This window comes from Streptomyces melanosporofaciens (assembly GCF_900105695.1).
GTDB lineage: Bacteria > Actinomycetota > Actinomycetes > Streptomycetales > Streptomycetaceae > Streptomyces > Streptomyces antimycoticus.
In genome coordinates, this window is sequence record NZ_FNST01000002.1 from 6,318,427 (window position 1) to 6,333,780 (window position 15,354).

The 15,354-nt window shown below is 73.8% G+C and carries 14 protein-coding genes and 2 pseudogenes; 10 read left to right on the forward strand and 6 right to left on the reverse strand.

Annotated elements, in window-relative coordinates:
- Positions 1–393 precede the first annotated feature (393 nt).
- On the reverse strand, positions 394–1,023 hold the full coding sequence (locus BLV72_RS30300; protein ID WP_093466214.1) for a uridine kinase family protein: 630 nt from the start codon (positions 1,021–1,023) through the stop codon (positions 394–396).
- A 172-nt stretch (positions 1,024–1,195) separates the two neighbouring features.
- On the opposite strand from BLV72_RS30300, the gene BLV72_RS30305 reads away from it, so the two are divergent.
- Positions 1,196–2,617, forward strand: a complete 1,422-nt coding sequence (locus BLV72_RS30305) for a peptidase C39 family protein (protein ID WP_093466216.1) — start codon at positions 1,196–1,198, stop codon at positions 2,615–2,617.
- 110 nt (positions 2,618–2,727) lie between these two features.
- Here the strand turns inward: BLV72_RS30305 and BLV72_RS30310 are convergent.
- Together BLV72_RS30310 and BLV72_RS30315 are read right to left on the reverse strand one after the other, a co-directional pair.
- Positions 2,728–3,149 (reverse strand): annotated as a pseudogene (locus BLV72_RS30310) (NAD-dependent epimerase/dehydratase family protein); the annotation flags it as partial.
- Positions 3,146–4,402, reverse strand: a complete 1,257-nt coding sequence (locus tag BLV72_RS30315; protein WP_093466218.1) for a helix-turn-helix domain-containing protein — start codon at positions 4,400–4,402, stop codon at positions 3,146–3,148. The gene BLV72_RS30315 and the pseudogene BLV72_RS30310, both read right to left, overlap by 4 nt.
- 136 nt (positions 4,403–4,538) lie before the next feature.
- Between BLV72_RS30315 and BLV72_RS30320 the strand changes: the two genes are divergently transcribed.
- The 6 genes from BLV72_RS30320 to BLV72_RS30345 all read left to right on the forward strand — a co-directional run bounded on the left by BLV72_RS30320 (position 4,539) and on the right by BLV72_RS30345 (position 11,558).
- On the forward strand, positions 4,539–5,654 hold the full coding sequence (locus BLV72_RS30320; protein ID WP_093466219.1) for a radical SAM protein: 1,116 nt from the start codon (positions 4,539–4,541) through the stop codon (positions 5,652–5,654).
- The gene (locus tag BLV72_RS30325) at positions 5,647–7,653 is read left to right on the forward strand and encodes an AMP-binding protein (protein WP_093466221.1); all 2,007 of its coding nucleotides are present in this window, start codon (positions 5,647–5,649) and stop codon (positions 7,651–7,653) included. Before BLV72_RS30320 ends, BLV72_RS30325 begins: the two co-directional genes overlap by 8 nt.
- A 67-nt stretch (positions 7,654–7,720) precedes the next feature.
- Positions 7,721–8,437 carry an SDR family NAD(P)-dependent oxidoreductase gene (locus BLV72_RS30330; RefSeq protein WP_167746417.1) on the forward strand — a complete coding sequence of 239 codons (717 nt, stop codon included), beginning with the start codon at positions 7,721–7,723 and terminating at the stop codon, positions 8,435–8,437.
- A 39-nt stretch (positions 8,438–8,476) separates the two neighbouring features.
- The gene (locus BLV72_RS30335; protein ID WP_342030681.1) at positions 8,477–9,697 is read left to right on the forward strand and encodes a DegT/DnrJ/EryC1/StrS family aminotransferase; all 1,221 of its coding nucleotides are present in this window, start codon (positions 8,477–8,479) and stop codon (positions 9,695–9,697) included.
- Entirely contained in the window at positions 9,694–10,758 is a 1,065-nt protein-coding gene (locus tag BLV72_RS30340) for a Gfo/Idh/MocA family protein (protein ID WP_167746418.1), read from the forward strand. The genes BLV72_RS30335 and BLV72_RS30340 overlap by 4 nt, the downstream gene beginning before the upstream one ends.
- Positions 10,755–11,558: a glycosyltransferase family 2 protein gene (locus BLV72_RS30345; RefSeq protein ID WP_093466225.1), complete on the forward strand. Its 804-nt coding sequence runs from the start codon at positions 10,755–10,757 to the stop codon at positions 11,556–11,558. Before BLV72_RS30340 ends, BLV72_RS30345 begins: the two co-directional genes overlap by 4 nt.
- On the opposite strand, the gene BLV72_RS30350 is transcribed toward BLV72_RS30345, so the two are convergent.
- From BLV72_RS30350 to BLV72_RS30360, 3 genes are read right to left on the reverse strand one after another with little or no spacing between them, the layout of a single operon-like run.
- Positions 11,534–12,196, reverse strand: coding sequence for a PIG-L family deacetylase (locus BLV72_RS30350; RefSeq protein ID WP_093466227.1), 663 nt, complete (start codon positions 12,194–12,196; stop codon positions 11,534–11,536). The two genes, BLV72_RS30345 and BLV72_RS30350, sit on opposite strands and share 25 nt — an antisense overlap.
- Positions 12,196–12,624: a type II 3-dehydroquinate dehydratase gene (locus tag BLV72_RS30355; RefSeq protein ID WP_093466228.1), complete on the reverse strand. Its 429-nt coding sequence runs from the start codon at positions 12,622–12,624 to the stop codon at positions 12,196–12,198. Before BLV72_RS30355 ends, BLV72_RS30350 begins: the two co-directional genes overlap by 1 nt.
- Positions 12,617–13,300 carry an HAD family hydrolase gene (locus BLV72_RS30360; RefSeq protein WP_093466230.1) on the reverse strand — a complete coding sequence of 228 codons (684 nt, stop codon included), beginning with the start codon at positions 13,298–13,300 and terminating at the stop codon, positions 12,617–12,619. Before BLV72_RS30360 ends, BLV72_RS30355 begins: the two co-directional genes overlap by 8 nt.
- A 108-nt stretch (positions 13,301–13,408) precedes the next feature.
- Between BLV72_RS30360 and BLV72_RS51125 the strand changes: the two are divergent.
- The 3 genes and pseudogenes from BLV72_RS51125 to BLV72_RS30375 all read left to right on the forward strand — a co-directional run.
- Positions 13,409–14,032, forward strand: a pseudogene (locus BLV72_RS51125) (alkaline phosphatase family protein); the annotation flags it as partial.
- A gap of 125 nt (positions 14,033–14,157) precedes the next feature.
- Positions 14,158–14,958, forward strand: a complete 801-nt coding sequence (locus BLV72_RS51130) for an alkaline phosphatase family protein (protein WP_280143020.1) — start codon at positions 14,158–14,160, stop codon at positions 14,956–14,958.
- A 114-nt stretch (positions 14,959–15,072) separates the two neighbouring features.
- Positions 15,073–15,339 carry an acyl carrier protein gene (locus BLV72_RS30375; protein WP_093466233.1) on the forward strand — a complete coding sequence of 89 codons (267 nt, stop codon included), beginning with the start codon at positions 15,073–15,075 and terminating at the stop codon, positions 15,337–15,339.
- The last annotated feature ends 15 nt before the right edge of the window (positions 15,340–15,354 follow it).

Below are 15,354 nucleotides of genomic sequence, written 5' to 3' on the forward strand. Positions count from 1 at the left end.
CCCCACAACCCCAGCCCCCGTGGATGCCGCAGGGGCGAATGCCCCTTTCGCATCGTACCTGCGCAGCCCGCATGGGCCGAGGGTGCCGCACTGTTGTTCGTCGCAATCACACAAGGTCGGCTAGGTGTGCGCGGGGGCGTGTAAGGGGCGCGCAGGGCCTGGGGTGGATCGTCACCCAGGGTGAGGGAGCGGCGGCGCAAAGCAGCGGAAAACCGGCGCCAGACAGGACGAAGCCCCCGATCACGGGGGAACAACCGGGGGCTTCGCGTTGTGGGACGACTCGTACGAGTCGCACATTGAGAACGTAAGACCTGTATGGGCCCCAGGTCAAGCCGAGTTGGGGTACGCGTCATGCGTCGGGTGCGGGCGTCGGACCCGGTCGGAAGCACCGGTTCACGCTGTGTGAGGCCAGGGGGCGTTTCCGTCGTTCGCCGCAGGTCCCGGTAGCACCTCATACCCCTCCTTTCGCTGCAGAACCAACGTTCCGGCGTACGGGCGGGAGGGGTCGGCGGCGAAATGCGCACGCTCGGCGGGCAGCCATCCGTCCCAGAATGCGGACAGCTCCGGGCCGTCCCGCAGCTGTCCGCGCCGCCACGAGTCCCGCTCCGGCAGATCCATCCACAACAGCTGGGCCAGCCGCGGGCGCACCGCCCGGCGGCCGCTGCCCACGCCCTCCAGCAGCACGACCGGCGCGGGATCCAGCCGCCGCCGGGTGGTGGCGAAGCGGCGCTCCACCCAGTCGTACGGGGCGTAGCGCGCGGCCGTGCCCCGGGCCAGCGGGGCGAGGACCTCGCTCCGCAGCCGCCCGGCCCAGCCGAAGAGCGCCTCATGGGTGGCGAAGTCGTCCGTGTGCAGGACGGGGGCACCGCCGAGCGCCTCGGCGAGCCGCCCGGCGAAGGTGGTCTTCCCCGAGCCGGCGTGACCGTCGACCGCGACCAGCCGGACCGGCCCGCAGGACGGCGGCAGCGCACGCAGGCGCCGCGCCAGCGCGTCCAGGCTGCCAACCGGTGGGTATGTTCGCATCGGGGACCACCATACGGCCCTTCCGGCTCGTTCACTCCATTGGTTCACACCAATATTGATGGAGCGGGTACCGGGGGAATCACTGGCCTGAGACCACTCGCAGCGGCCATAGTTGTGCGACTGTCGCGCACGCGCCGCCCACTGGACTGGACGACGACTGGGGGAACCCCGCATGACCAGATCTGGATCCACGCCTCGCCGCTCCGTGCTCGCCGCCGCCCTCGGCGTCGCGGGCGCCGCCGCCGTCACCACGACAGCCGCGACCGCCGGGACGGCCCGTCCGGCCGCCGCCGCGACACCGAGCTCGGGGAGCCCCCAGGCCGCCGCGGCCCCGGCGGGCTCGAAGGCCGCCCGGGTCGCGGAGTACCACGGCTGGAGCGGGCACGCCGACTGGCTGGCCGGTGCCGCCAAGGGCGTCCGCGCCGAGGCCGGCGCCCGCCCCGGCATCGTGATCTCCCGCCCGCTGGGCAGCGTGGACTACACCGATCCGCACACCGGCACCAAGGCCGCATGGGAGTACGCCACCTGGACCTCCCCGGTGCGCACGCTCTCCGTGCCCGCGACCGAGGCCATCGTCTCCTGGAACGCCCGCACCCCCGCCGGCACCTGGATCCAGATCGAGCTGGGGGGCACCTACAGCGATGGCTCCGCGACCCCCTGGTATGTGATGGGCCGCTGGGCCTCCGACGACGGCGCCTCCTCCATCCGGCGCACCTCGGTGGACGACCAGAGCGACGACAAGAGCTCGGTGTGGACCGACACCTTCTCCATCGACGACCCGGCCGGCGGGCTGCGGCTGGCGAAGTACCAGGTGCGACTGACCCTCTACCGCAAGCCCGGCTCCAAGCTCACCCCCACGGTGTGGCGGGTCGGCGCGATGGGCTCCGACGTCCCCGACCGGTTCGAGGTGCCCGCCTCCACGCCGAGCCTGCCCACGGGGCGCGAACTGGGCGTACCGCGCTACTCGCAGGAGATCCACAAGGGCCAGTACCCGGAGTACGACAACGGCGGCGAGGCATGGTGCAGCCCCACCTCCTCGCAGATGATCATCGAGTACTGGGGCCGTAAGCCCTCCGCCGCGGACCTGTCCTGGGTCAACCCGGACTACGCCGATCCGCAGGTCTGCCACGCCGCCCGGGCCACCTTCGACTACCAGTACGACGGCTGCGGCAACTGGCCGTTCAACGCCGCCTACGCCGCCACCTACCGCGATCTGCAGGGCGTGGTCACCCGGCTCGGCTCGCTCGCCGACGCCGAGAAGCTGATCGGCGCCGGCATTCCGGTGATCACCTCGCAGTCCTTCCTCAAGACCGAGCTGGACGGCGCGGGATACGGCACCTCGGGCCATCTGATGACCGTCATCGGCTTCACGGCGGACGGCGACGTCATCGCCAACGACCCGGCCTCGCCCAGCAACGACGCGGTCCGCCACATCTACAAGCGGCGCCAGTGGGAGAACATCTGGCTGCGGACCAAGCGGTACGACGCGAACGGCAAGGTGGTCTCGGGCACCGGAGGCGTCTGCTACCTCTACTTCCCTGCCAAGCCCAGCTCCGCCCAGCGCCGGGTGCTCAGCGAACTCGGCATCCGCTGAGCGGGTGCCGGCCGAAGGGGACGCGTGCCGCCCGCTGCCGGGCGGCACGCGATCCGCTCATCGCAGCAGGGCGGCCTTCCTCTTCAGCGGTTCCCACCAGGCGCGGCCATGTCCCAGCCCTGCCCGGTGGCCTCGAGGAGCATGCTGGTGAGCTCCTTGTTGGACACCTCGGCGCCGCCGCCTATGTGATAGACCCCGCCCGCCCGGCCCTGGTCCAGCGCCAGGGCGATGCCGCGGCAGTGGTCGGCCACATGCAACCAGTCGCGGACATGGGAGCCGTCGGCGAAGTGCACCACCGCGTCATGACCGGCCATGGCCCGGTCGACGGCCTCGGCGTCGCAGATGTCGCCCTGGACGAAGCGGTAGCGGGATGGCCGGCCAGGGGGGCGAGATTGGCGAGGTTGCCCGCGTAGGTGAGCTTGTCGAACACGGTCACCTGGGCGCCCCCGGAGACCGTCGGCTCTCCCGCGAGCAGGGCCCGTACGAACGGGGAACCGATGAAACCGGCGCCCCCGGTGACGAATATCCTCATGGGCGAAGCGTGTCGATGCGCTTCCAGACGCGGACGGCCAGTTCATACGCGGTCAGTTCGTCGCAGAGGGCCGCGGTGCGGCGCAGCAACGCCTGGGCCTCCTCGGTACGGCCCAGGTCGGCCAGCGCCTCGGCCTGGATGAGGTTGGCGCGGACCAGGTCGGGGCCGGTCAGCGGCGCGGAGCCCGCGCTGAGCCGGGGGTAGACCTCGACGACCTGGGCGGCGGCGCCCACGGCCAGGTCGTAGCGGGCGCGCAGCGCGACGATCCGGGTGGTCTCGTCGGGGGCGTTGACCATGGGGCCGACCTGCTCGGCCGCCTGCAGCCACGGCAGCGCCGCGCCGGGGTCGCCGTCGTCCAGCAGGACATTGCCGGCCGACCGCATGAATCGCAGCCAGTCGCGCACCGGCGTGTCGGGCGTGGTGAGCTGGGCGCGGGCCAGGTCCAGGTGGTGGCGGGCGGAGGTGGCCATGCCGAGCTGGGAGTAGGCGATGCTGGAGACCCAGTGGGCCCGGCCGCGCACGGGCGGCCGGTGGCCCTCGGCCAGCGAGAGCATCTCCTTGAGCAGCAGCTCGACCTGGCCGAGGTCGTTGAGCTCGCAGAGCACCGAGATCAGGATGCCGAGCAGCCGGACATGCTCGAACGCGCCGGTGAGCTCGGCCGGGCCGATCTCGCCCAGCGCCGTATAGGCCGACTTGCGCGCGTCCGTCAGCCGCCCGGTGTCGCGCTGCGCGGTGGCCAGCTCGGTGAACAGGACGACGCGCAGACGCGGATCGGTCTTGGCCCACTCCTGATCGGCGAGGCGCTCCAGCAGCGCCAGCCGGTCGGGCTGCCGCCCGGCCGACCGCAGCTCCTCCTGCAGCGCCAGGCCGAGGTCGAGCTGGAGGGCGGTGGTGCCGCGCTCGACCGCGGTGGTGTAGGCGGTCGCGAGCAGCTCGGCCGCGCGGGCGTGGTCGCCCAGCTCGGCGGCGCCGCGTGCGGCGGAGCGCGCGATGACCAGGTCGAGGCCGCCGGGCTCGGTGGGAGCGGCGGAAGACCTGTCACGGCCGGTCAGCTCCTCCAGCGGCATCTGGAGCACCTCGGAGAGGTGGAGCACGAGGTCGAGTGTGGGGGAGCGCTGACCGGACTCCAGGAGGGAGATATAGCTGGCGGTCACGATGTCGCCAGCGAGTCGGCGTTGGGAGAAGCCCAACTCCTCGCGTCGCCGCCGGACACGCTGACCGAACTCTGGCTGCTGACTGTGTTCGGCTCTCATGGCTGTGACTATTGTAGCCGGGAACTCCCCTCCTGACCATCCTTTGACCTGCAGGTGGTGGAGGCAGTTCGGCCTATTGACGATAGTCACCAACTAAAGTTAGCGTTTGGGGCGTCCGCTGCCGGAAGGACGCGCCGTGATCGACACACTCCTCGGAAACGACCTGGTCATCAATGAGGACTCGTGCAATCTCAGCTGCACGTACTGCCTCACCGGCCAGAGCAATCTCAAGCAGTCGCACCACGCACAGCTGATATTCGGGCCGCCCACCCGGGACCGCTACGCCGAGGGCAGCCTCCTCGGGCGCCGCCTCCCGCTCATCGCCGGGCGCATCGACGACACATTCCGCGCGCCGATGCTCAAGGTCACCGGCGGGGAGATCTTCCTGGTCGCCGGGATCATGGACTATCTGCGCGAGCAGGCCGCCCAGCACGAGGTGCTGATCGTCCAGACCAACGGGGTGCTGGTCCGCGAGGAGCACCTCGAGGAGCTGCGCGGCTGGAAGAATGTCGTGCTCCAGGTGTCGCTGGACAGCCATCTGTTCTCCGGCAACTCACACCGGGTGCAGACCGAATCGCTGCACGGCAAGGTGCTGCGCCGGATCGAGACGATCCTCGACAGCGCCCTGCCGGTGGAGATCTACGGCGTGCTGAACGACCGCAGCGCCCCCGAGGTGCCGGCGTTCGCCCGCTGGCTCGCGGACCGGGAGCGCCCACCGACCTTCTTCCCGTTCCCGGTGCGGGGCCCCGACTCCGAGCGGTTCGCGATGCGGCCGGACCAGATCGTCCATATCGAGGAGCTGGTGGAGCGCTACGACGAGTTGGCGGCGGTGCTGCCGCCCCGCCCCTACTTCGCCCGGCTCTTGTCGTTCCTGCGGGAGGGCGAGCGGACCTTCCGCTGCCATCTGCCGCGCCTGGTCATCTCGACCTTCAGCGACGGCATGGTGACCCCGTGCCCGAATATCTGGTTCTCCAATATGGGCAATCTGCTGGAGGACGACCACGCCGAGTCGTTGCGGCGGGTCGGCGAGACCGGCCTGTACACCGCGCTGCTGGCCGAGCGGCCCCGGCTCAACGCGTGCAAGGGCTGCTTCACGCCCTGGGACACCCTGTCGATGTACTTCGAGGACGAGATCACCCTCGATGAGCTGTGCCAGGCCCCCACCTACGCCCCGCCGGTGATCCGGGAGTTGATCGCCGAGCGCAAGCGCCTCTACAAGGAGGGGCGCGACGGGGTGAGCTGCGGTGGCTGACCTGGCGATCACCGCGGGCGGGCTCGACGGCCTCGACGGGGTCGAGCCCGCGACGACCGTCGCGCTGGCCGGAGCGAACGGTGGCCCCTGGCTCGCGGCCTACCGGACGCTGATCGACGCCGGGGCCGTGGTGCTGCTGCTCGACCGCGACGCGCCGCCCGCCGAGCACCGCAGGCTCCTGGGCGCGGCCGGGGGCGGACGCCTCGTGGTCGTGGACGGCGACCGCGTCACGGTCACCGGCGACCCCGCGCCCTCGGCCCATCCGCCGGGCACCGTACTGCTGCCCAGCTCGGGAACCACCGGCGCGCCCAAGCTCGTCGCACGTTCGGCCGATTCCCTGCGCGCCGAGGGGCGCCGGCACGCGCGGTACGCGGGCCTGGGCGCCGATGACACGCTGCTGGTACCGCTGCATCTGTGGCACGCCTACGCGCTCGGCTGGGCGCACGCCGCGTTCGAGGCCGAGTGCACGATCGCCGCGGTCCCGCCCAATGCGCTCGGCCGCTGCGCGGAGCACATCGCCGCCGGAGCCACCGTGCTCGCACTCGTCCCGACCGTCGCGCGCCTGCTCGCGCAGCGCACCGGCCGAGCGGTGCCGGACAACGCGCTGCGCCTGGCCATGGTCGGCGCGGGGCCGGTGGACGCGGCGCTGGAGGAGCGGTTCACCGCCGCGTTCGGCATCGGCCTGGCGCGCAACTACGGCTCCACCGAGACCGGGGCGCTGTTCAGCGGCGCGCCCGGCAGCCCGCCCGGCTGTGTCGGATTCCCGCTGGACGGCGTGGAGTTCCGCGTCGTCGCCCCGGACGGGGCCGATATGCGGCCCGGTGCGCAGGGCGAGTTGCTGGTGCGGGTGGACGGCGAGGCATGGCACCCCATGGGCGACCTGGCCGCCTACGACCCCGCCGCGGGGCTGCGGCTGCTGGGGCGCCGCACGCGTGCCATCCGGCGCGGGGACCGGTGGATCGCGCCGGAGGAGATCGAGGCCGCGCTGTGCCGCCACCCCGACATCGCCGACGCCCGCGTCTACCCCGTCCGGCACGGCACCTCGGTCGCGCTGCAAGCCGAGGTGGTGCATGTGCGCGGACCGGGCGCGGACGTCTTGGGCCTCGGCGGGCACGCGAAGGCGCTGCTCGGCCCGCAGAAGGTCCCCGACCGCGTCCGGTGCGTCGGCGAGGTGCCGCGCGGCCGGGTCGGCAAACCCCTTCCGCCGCGTGCGCTCGCCCTGGCGGGCCGGGACGCCCTGGTCGCCGCCGCCACCGCCTACAAGCGCAGTGAACTGCTCTTCACGCTGGTGGACCTCGGCATCGTCGAGGCGCTCGGCGAAGGAGCGAGGACCGCGCCGGAACTGGCGGTGCGGCTGGGCCTGGACGAGGCCGCCTGCGCCGAGTTGCTGCGCGCCGCCGAGGACGCCGGGCTGCTGCGCCCCGAGGACCCCGTCCCCACCACCGGCGAGGGGACCGGCGGCGCGGAGACGGCGCTGGTCGCGCTGGAGGCGGAGCTGTCGCGGTCGTGGGTGACCCGCGAGGCCCTGGCGGAGGTCGTCCGGTCCGGGGCCGCGCGGCGCCCGTTCGACCGTGAGGGGCCCTCCGAGCGGCTGCGCGAGGTCTACGAGACGGCCCTGCACGGGGAGGCCGCCCACCGCCGCGCCCGCAGCGGCCTGGCGCTGGCCCGCTTCGCCGCGGGCCACAGCCTCCTGGAGGTGTCCGCCGGGCCCGGTGTCTACCACCGGGTCGCAGGCGAGGGCACCTACGCCGGGCGCGGGCCGCTCCCCGAGGGGGTCTTCGACCTGGTGGTGCTCGCCAACGCGATCCACGGCCCGGCGGCCGACCTGCGTGCCGTCGCCGAGCGGCTGGCCCCGGCGGGCGGCTGCTGGTGGACGACGTGTTCCTGGACGCGCCCGAGGCCGTTCCGCCGGAGACCCGGCTGGACTGGCTCACCCACGGCGGTACCGCCTGGCCCACCGAGACGGCGGCGACCGCGGGGCTGGCCGCCGCCGGGCTGACCGTCCGGCGGACCCTGCACCTCGGCCGCCCCGCCTGCACGCTGCTGCTCGCCGCCCGGGAGCGGCCGTGACCGGTCCGCCCGTGGCGCTGGTGACCGGCGCGAGCGGCCTGCTCGGTGCCGCGATCTGCCACGCCCTCGCCGACGCGGGCATGACCGTCCTGCCCGTGTGTCACCAGGGCGTGGAGCGGACGGCCGAACTCGCCGCGAAGATCGGCGCGCTCGAACCCGTCCGGGCCGACCTGACCGACCCGGCCGCCGCGATGGGCCGGATCAAGGAGCGCGGCGTCGTGCCCGGCGTCCTGGTGTGCGCCCACGGCAGGACGCTGCGGCGCTCCGTCCTGACCCCCGGCGACGACGACGGCCTGTGGGACCTCAACGTCCACTCGGTGACCCGGCTGGCCGGGCTCGTCGGCAAGGGGATGCTGCGGCAGCGGGGCGGCCGGATCGTGCTGGTCGGATCCCGCGCCGGAAGCGTCGGAATGCCCGGCCAGGCCGAGTACGCGGCCACCAAGGCCGCGCTGTCGGCGTGGGCGGCGTCGGCCGCCTGGGACTTCGGCCGCTTCGGCGTCACCGTCAACGTGGTCGCGCCCGGTGCCGTCCAGCCCGGCCCCGGCTCCTCGCTCTACACGGAGGAGGAGAACCGCGCCGTCACCGAGCGCATCGCGCTGCGCCGCCTCGCCACGCCGGAGGAGGTCGCCGACGCGGTGGCCTTCCTGGCCGGGCCACGCTCCGGCTACATCACCGGGCAGACGCTGCTGGTGGACGGAGGCGCGCGATGGTGACGCCCGGCGGCAGTACTCCTGTGACGAAAGGACTCTGACGTGATCCTCGACCCGACAGCCGCGCCCCCGGCCCCCGTCCGCCGGATCGACCCCGACGACCTGCCGCCGTGGCCCCAGCACGACCATACGGAGCGCGCGGCGCTGGACCGTGTCCTGGCGCAGGGTCAGTGGTGGCGGGCGGCGGGCACCGAGAACGAGGACTTCGAGCGCGAGTTCGCCGCGTACAACGGCGCGCCGCGCGCACTCGCGGTGACCAACGGCACCGCCGCGCTCGAACTGGCCCTGCGACTGCACGGCATCGGGCCCGGCGACGAGGTCGTGGTACCCGCGTTCACCTTCATCAGCACCTCGCTGGCCGTGCAGAACGTCGGCGCGATCCCCGTCCCGGCGGACGTGGACCCCGAAACCTACTGCCTGACCCCCGAAGCCGTCCGCGCCGCGCTGACCCCGGCGACCCGCGCGGTCATCCCCGTCCATATGGCCGGCCACCTCGCCGATATGCACGGGCTGGGGGACCTGGCCGCCGACCACGGCCTCGCGCTCATCCAGGACGCCGCGCACGCCCAGGGCGGGGTGTGGGACGGGACGCCGGTCGGCGCGTTCCCCACGGTCGCCTGCTACAGCTTCCAGAACGGCAAGCTGATGACCGCCGGGGAGGGCGGGGCGCTGACCCTGCCCGACGAGAAGACGTACGAGCGGGCGTACTTGATGCACACCTGCGGGCGGCCCCGCGGCGACACCACCTACCAGCACGAGACGGGCGGCTCCAACTACCGCGTCAGCGAGTTCACGGCGGCGATCCTGCGCGCCCAACTCGCCCGCCTGGCCGGGCAGACGCGGATCCGGGAGCAGCGCGCCGCCCTGCTCGACGCGCTGCTGGCGGAGGTGCCCGGGCTGCGCCTGCAGGCCCGTGACCCACGGATGGACGTCAACCCGCACTACATGTACCTGGTGGCCCTCGACCCGTCGGCGGGCCGGGCGGCGCGCGACGCGCTGGTGGCGGGGCTGACGGCGGCGGGCGTCCCGGCGTGCGTCAACTTCCCGCCCGTCTACCGCACCGCGTCCTTCCAGGCGGGCCCGGTGCCCACGACGCCCGTACCGGAGCTGGCCGAGCGGTGCGCGGTCGCGGAGGACCTGGGCGCCCACGGCCTGTGGATCCACCACCGGGTGCTGCTGGCCGAACCACAGATGGTGGAGCGCGTGGCCACCGTGGTCGCCGCACTGGCCGCGCGGGCCTGCGACCCCGTGGTGACGCGGTGACCGCTGCGCTGCGGGTGGGCCTGCTCGGATACGGCTGGGTCAACCGGACGGTCTGGCTGCCGCGGATCCGCCGCCATCCGCGCCTGGAACTGGCGGCCGTCCACGACCCGGAGGCCGCCGGTGTCCCGGCGGCCACCTCCTGGACCGGTTTCCTGGACGCCCGTCCCGACGTGGTCGTGATCGGCACCCCCAACCACACCCACACCGAGCTGGCCTCCGCCGTGCTGGAGCGCGGCATACCCGTGGTGGTGGAGAAGCCGCTGTGCCTGAGCCGCGCGGAGTTCGACACGCTGGCCGAGCGGGCGCGTGGAGTCGGGCTGCTGGTCAGCCGGGCCGCCGTGCGCCGCGAGGACGTACGGCGCCTGGCCGGTGCTCTGCCGCCCGGGCCGCTGACCGTACGGGCGAGCTGGCTGCGCGCGGGCGGGGTGCCGCGCCCCGGCTCGTGGTTCACCGGCCGCGCCACGGCGGGCGGTGGAGCGCTGCTCGACCTCGGCTGGCATCTGGCCGATGTGGCGCTCGGACTGCTGGGCCGGCCCCGGCTCCTAGCGGTGGCGGCCGAACTGCGCACGCCGGGCGGCGAGCACGCAGGTGGGCACACCCCCGGGCACATCCCCGGGCGCGCCGCCTGGCGCGGCGACGGAGCCGGCACGGGTCCGGTGGACGTCGAGGTGGACGGCACGGTGCGCGCCGAGTTCGAGGGCGGGGCCCGGCTGGTGCTGCGGGCGGCCTGGGAGAGCGAAGTGGCCACCGACCGCACGCGGTTCGTCGTCGAGGGCGGCGCCGAGCGCCGGGTGCTGACCGGGACGTTCGGGTTCAGCCCGAACCGGGTGGCCGAGCCGGCGCTGACCGCCTGGGGCCCCGACTCCTACCGCCGCGTCACCTTGCCGGACCCGGTCGGGCGGGAGTACGACGCGCAGGTGGAGGCCATCGCCGACTTCGCCTCCGGGGCCCTGGACTGGGAGGCGGAGCTGGCCGAGTCCGCCGCCGTGGTGGACCTGCTGGAGGCCGCCTACCGGGCGTCGGGCCGCCCGCCGGCCCTGCCGGAGAGCACGGCCGTATGAGCGGGCTGAGCGTCGTCATCCCGACGAAGGACAAGCCGGAGTCGCTGCGTGCCACGCTGGCGTGTCTGCTGGCCGACCGACCGCCCTCGGCGGAGATCGTGGTCGTCGGCGACGGGGAGGCTCCTGTGGCGGTCCCGGCGGACGCGCCGGTCCGCGTCGTCGAGGGGCCGCGCCGAGGCCGCGCCGCCGCCCGGAACGCCGGTGCGCGCGCGGCCGGTGGCACCCGCCTGCTGTTCGTGGACGACGACATCCTCACCGGCCCCGGCTTTCTGTCCGCGCACGCCGCCCACGGCACCGGGCCCGGTTTCGTCCACGGTCCGCTGATGGAATTCCCCGTCGCCCGCCGCTGGCTGGCGGCCCATGGCCCCGACCCGGTCGCGGCGGCGGCCGTGGTGAACGGAGGCGAGCGGCTGGTCCGCAACAACCTGGAGGCCGCCGTGCTGGCCGTGGCCGCCGGGACGGCCCCGGCCCGGCTGGGCTGGCTGGCCTGTGTGGGCGCCAACCTGTCGCTGTCGCGGGCGGTGTTCGACCGGGCGGGCGGGTTCGACGAGGGCTTCGGCACCCGCTGGGGCTGCGAGGACCTGGAACTGGGGGTGCGGCTGCTGGCGGCGGGGCACCGGCCCACGGTGGACCGGGGCGCGCCCGGCGTCCACCTCACCCACGCCCGCCCCGACCGCTGGGAGCAGCATGAAGTCACCCACCAGCGGTTCGCCGCGCTTCACGACACCGCCGACGTCCGCGCCCTGCCGCTGCTGCTGACGGGGAGTTTGGCCGCCTACTTCGCGGCCGCGGAGTCCTGAGCGGCCAGGCGGTGCTCCCGCCACACCGCGGGGGTGCGGGCGTGCCCGGCCAGCGCCCGGCCGAACCGCAGCGGTCCACCGAACATCTCCGTCACCTGGGAGCGGTAGGCCAGAGCACCGCGCAGCCAGGCGGAGAAGTCGGCCCGGTGCTCGGTGACCTCCATGCCGGGCCCGCCCGCCGAGGGCGGCCGATAGGGGAACTCGGCGTAGTACGCGACCTGGACGGCGGTCCCGGCCGCCGCGCGCTCGGCGGCCGAACGCGCGATGACATGGTCCACATGGGTGCGTCCGGCCAGCGGAAGCAGCAGCAGGTCTCCCTCGCGCAGATACGGGGCCAGCGCGGCCGCGACCGCCTCGGCCAGTTCCGCGTCGTCGGGGTGCACGGCGCGGCGGCGCGACAGCGGGCCCGGGTAACGGTCCCCGCGGTGCACGGCGTCGGGGAAGCCGAGGCCGACCGCCCGGACCGGCCAGGCGGCCAGCGCGGCGGCGTCCTCGGCGCGGCGGACGGCGGCCGCGGGACCGCCGTCGAAGACCGTGACCACGGTCAGTGCGTCGGGGCCGGCCGCCCACGCGCCGAACATCCCGCCGCAGGACCACACGGCGTCATCGGGATGCGGGCTCACCACGACGCGGCGCATCAGACCTCGATCGTGGCCAGCAGCGCCAGCGCCGCGACCCGGTACCCATCGGCGCCCAGGCCCGCGATGACGCCCGAGGCCGGCGGCGAGAGCACCGAGTGGTGCCGGAACTCCTCGCGGGCCCACACATTCGACAGATGGACCTCGATCCACGGGGCGGGGAAGCTCTCCAGGGCGTCGCGCAGGCTCCACCCGGCCATCATCAGCGCACCCGGGTTGACGATGGCGCCCGCGCAGTCGCCGGCGGCGTGCACGGCGCGCACCAGCGCCCCCTCGCATTCGTCCTGTACGGCCCGCACCGTGTGGCCGGGGACGGCCTTGACGACCATCTCCTCGATCCCGGCGAGCGTCGTGGTGCCGTAGATCTCCGGGCGGCGCCGGCCGAGTTGCGCCAGATTCGGGCCGTTGAGCAGCAGCAGCTCAGCCATCGTGGGCTCCCGGAGACGTCTCCCGCACGGGGGAGGGCAGGCCGAACACGGCGAGCAGGTCGAGGGCGGTCCCCGCGTAGTGGTCGGGGCCTTCGGCGCGCAGCGTCTTTGGGGCGGTCTGCCCCCAGCCCGCCGCGACCACGGTGGCGCCCGCGGCCCGGCCGGAGCGCATGTCCAGCACGCTGTCGCCGACGAAGAACGCCCGTGCCGCGCCAGGGGCGTCGGGCAGTGCGGCGAGCGCGGTCAGCACGATCTCCGGATCGGGCTTGGGCCGCGTCACCTGGTCGCTGCCGATCACGACGTCCAGGCCGTGGGCGATCCCGGCCGCGGTGAGCGCCTGCAGGGCGCGCTCGTGGGTCTTGCCGGTCGCGACGGCGGTCGGCACCCCGGCCGAGGCGAGCGAGGCCAGCACCACCGGGATGCCCGGGTGCGCGGTGACCAGCTCGATATGGCGGGTGCTCTCGGCCGCGTAGACCGCCGCCAACTCGATGGGCAGGCCCAGGGCATCGAGGATCCGGGGCAGCGGCGCGCCCATATGGGCCAGGAACGTGGTGAACGGCGGATCGCCCGGCCGCCCGGCGGCCCGCCAGGTGGCGGCGAAGGCGCGGCGCATGTTCTCGGTGGTGTCGAGCAGGACGCCGTCCAGGTCGAAGACGACAGCGGAGGTAGCGCTCATGACCTCGATGATGGCGATGCGCGATGACCAAAGTCAATGAGGATGTTTGACTTTAGTTGTCGGGCTGCATACCGTGGCTCCACAAGCGGTGAGCAGGGGGGACCGACCATGCCGCATTCCGCACCACCCAAGGCCGTCGTGCTCGGCATCGACGGGGGCAGCCTCGAGCTGATCGAGCCGCTGGTCGCCGAGGGCGCGCTGCCGGTGCTCGGGAAGCTGCTCGCCGACAGCGCACACGGCCCGACCACCACCACCTGGCCGGCGCACACCGCGCCCGGCTGGAGCACGTTCGTCACCGCGCGCCGCCCCGGCGGCCACGGCATCTACCAATTCTTCGACACCCAGGACCCGGTCTACGGGGACCGCCTGGTCGGCACCGGCGACTACGGCTGCGACACCGCCTGGGAGTGGTTCGCCCGGCAGGGCTGGAGCATCGGGCTCGTCAACGTCCCGATGTCCCACCCGCCCCGCGAGGTCCCCGGCTACCAGCTCACCTGGCCGCTGGCGCGGACCCTGCGCTACAGCCAACCGCCGGGACTGCTGGGGGAGTTGGCCAGGGCGGGCGCGGGCTTCAAGGCCGACATCGCCGCGATGTTCCAAGGCGATCTGTCCTACGCGGAGGCCGCCGTCGAGCACGTCCGGGCGCGCGGCCGGACGATCCAGTACGTGCTGCGGGAGCGCCCGGTCGATGTCTTCATGGCGGTCATCACCGAGATCGACCGCATCTGCCACCACTACTGGCACTTCGCCGACGCCTGCCACGACCGCCACACCGCCCCGACCGCCAGGAGTGGGCCGACGCGATCCGCGCCACCTACATCGCGATCGACGAGGTGTTCGGCGAGATCCTCGACGTGGTGGGCGACGAGACGCCCGTACTGCTGCTGTCGGACCACGGGTTCGGGCCGGGCCGCTACAACGTCGCGGTCAACGCCGCCCTCGCCGAGGCCGGGCTGCTGGCCACCCGGCCCGCCGCCGCATCGCCCGCCGAAGGCGACGGCCTCGCCGACTGGTTCCGGGCCGAAGGACGCGAGGTGGACTTCACCCGCACCCGCGCCTATATGCCCACGCCCGGCTGCTACGCGGTCAACGTCAACCTCGCGGGCCGCCAGCGCGAGGGCATGGTGACCGACCCGGGCCCCGTCCTGGCCGAGGTCGCCGAGCTGCTGCTGGGGCTGCGCGCCCCCGACACCGGCGCACCGGTCTTCGCCGCCGCGCTGCCGCGCGAGGACGCCTACCCGGGCCCGATGACCCACGCGGCCCCGGATCTGCTGCTCATCCCCGCCGACGAGGGCGTGCTGGCGAGCCCGGCGATCGGCGGCCCGCTGTGGCGGCCCAGCGAGCAGACCGGTATGCACCGCTACCTGGGGATGTGGGCGCTGCGCGGGACGAGCCTTGCGCCCGGCCGCCGCACCGCGCCCGTCGCGCTGGCCGATCTGATGCCCACGCTGCTGGAGGAGGCCGGACTGACGTTCCCGGCCGCCGTCCACGGCCGCCCGCTCCAGTGGGGAGGCTGGGACGGCGCCGACGGTGGACGGGCCTTCCTCGCCCCCGGGGAGACCGCCTCCGCGGTGGCGTCCGGGAGAGCCCGGGAAACGGCGCGACTGAGCGAAGAGGATCTGACCGCCAGGGCGCTGGGCGCCATGGGCTACCTGTGAGACGGCGACCCATCCGGTGAAAGCCACCAATCCGGCGACCGCGGCCACTCCTTCGAGCCACGACTGGCACAACATCCGGCCCTCCCGGGCCGCCCGACAACGTACGGAGGCCTGATGAACGACACCAAGGACCGTCTGCGCCGCGTGCTGGTGGAATCACTGCGGCTGGATCTCGCCCCCGAGGCGGTGCCCGACACGGGCCTGCGCGAGGCGGTCGGCATCGACTCGGTGATGGGGCTGGAGTTCCTCATCTGGGTGGAGAACGAGTTCGGCATACAGATCCAGGACGAGGACCTCAGCGTCGAGCTGGTCGACTCGCTCGACACGCTCGCCGCCTACGTGGACGAGCGTGCGGCGCAGACCGCCGCCGCCCGGGATTGACGGGGGGCGACGAGC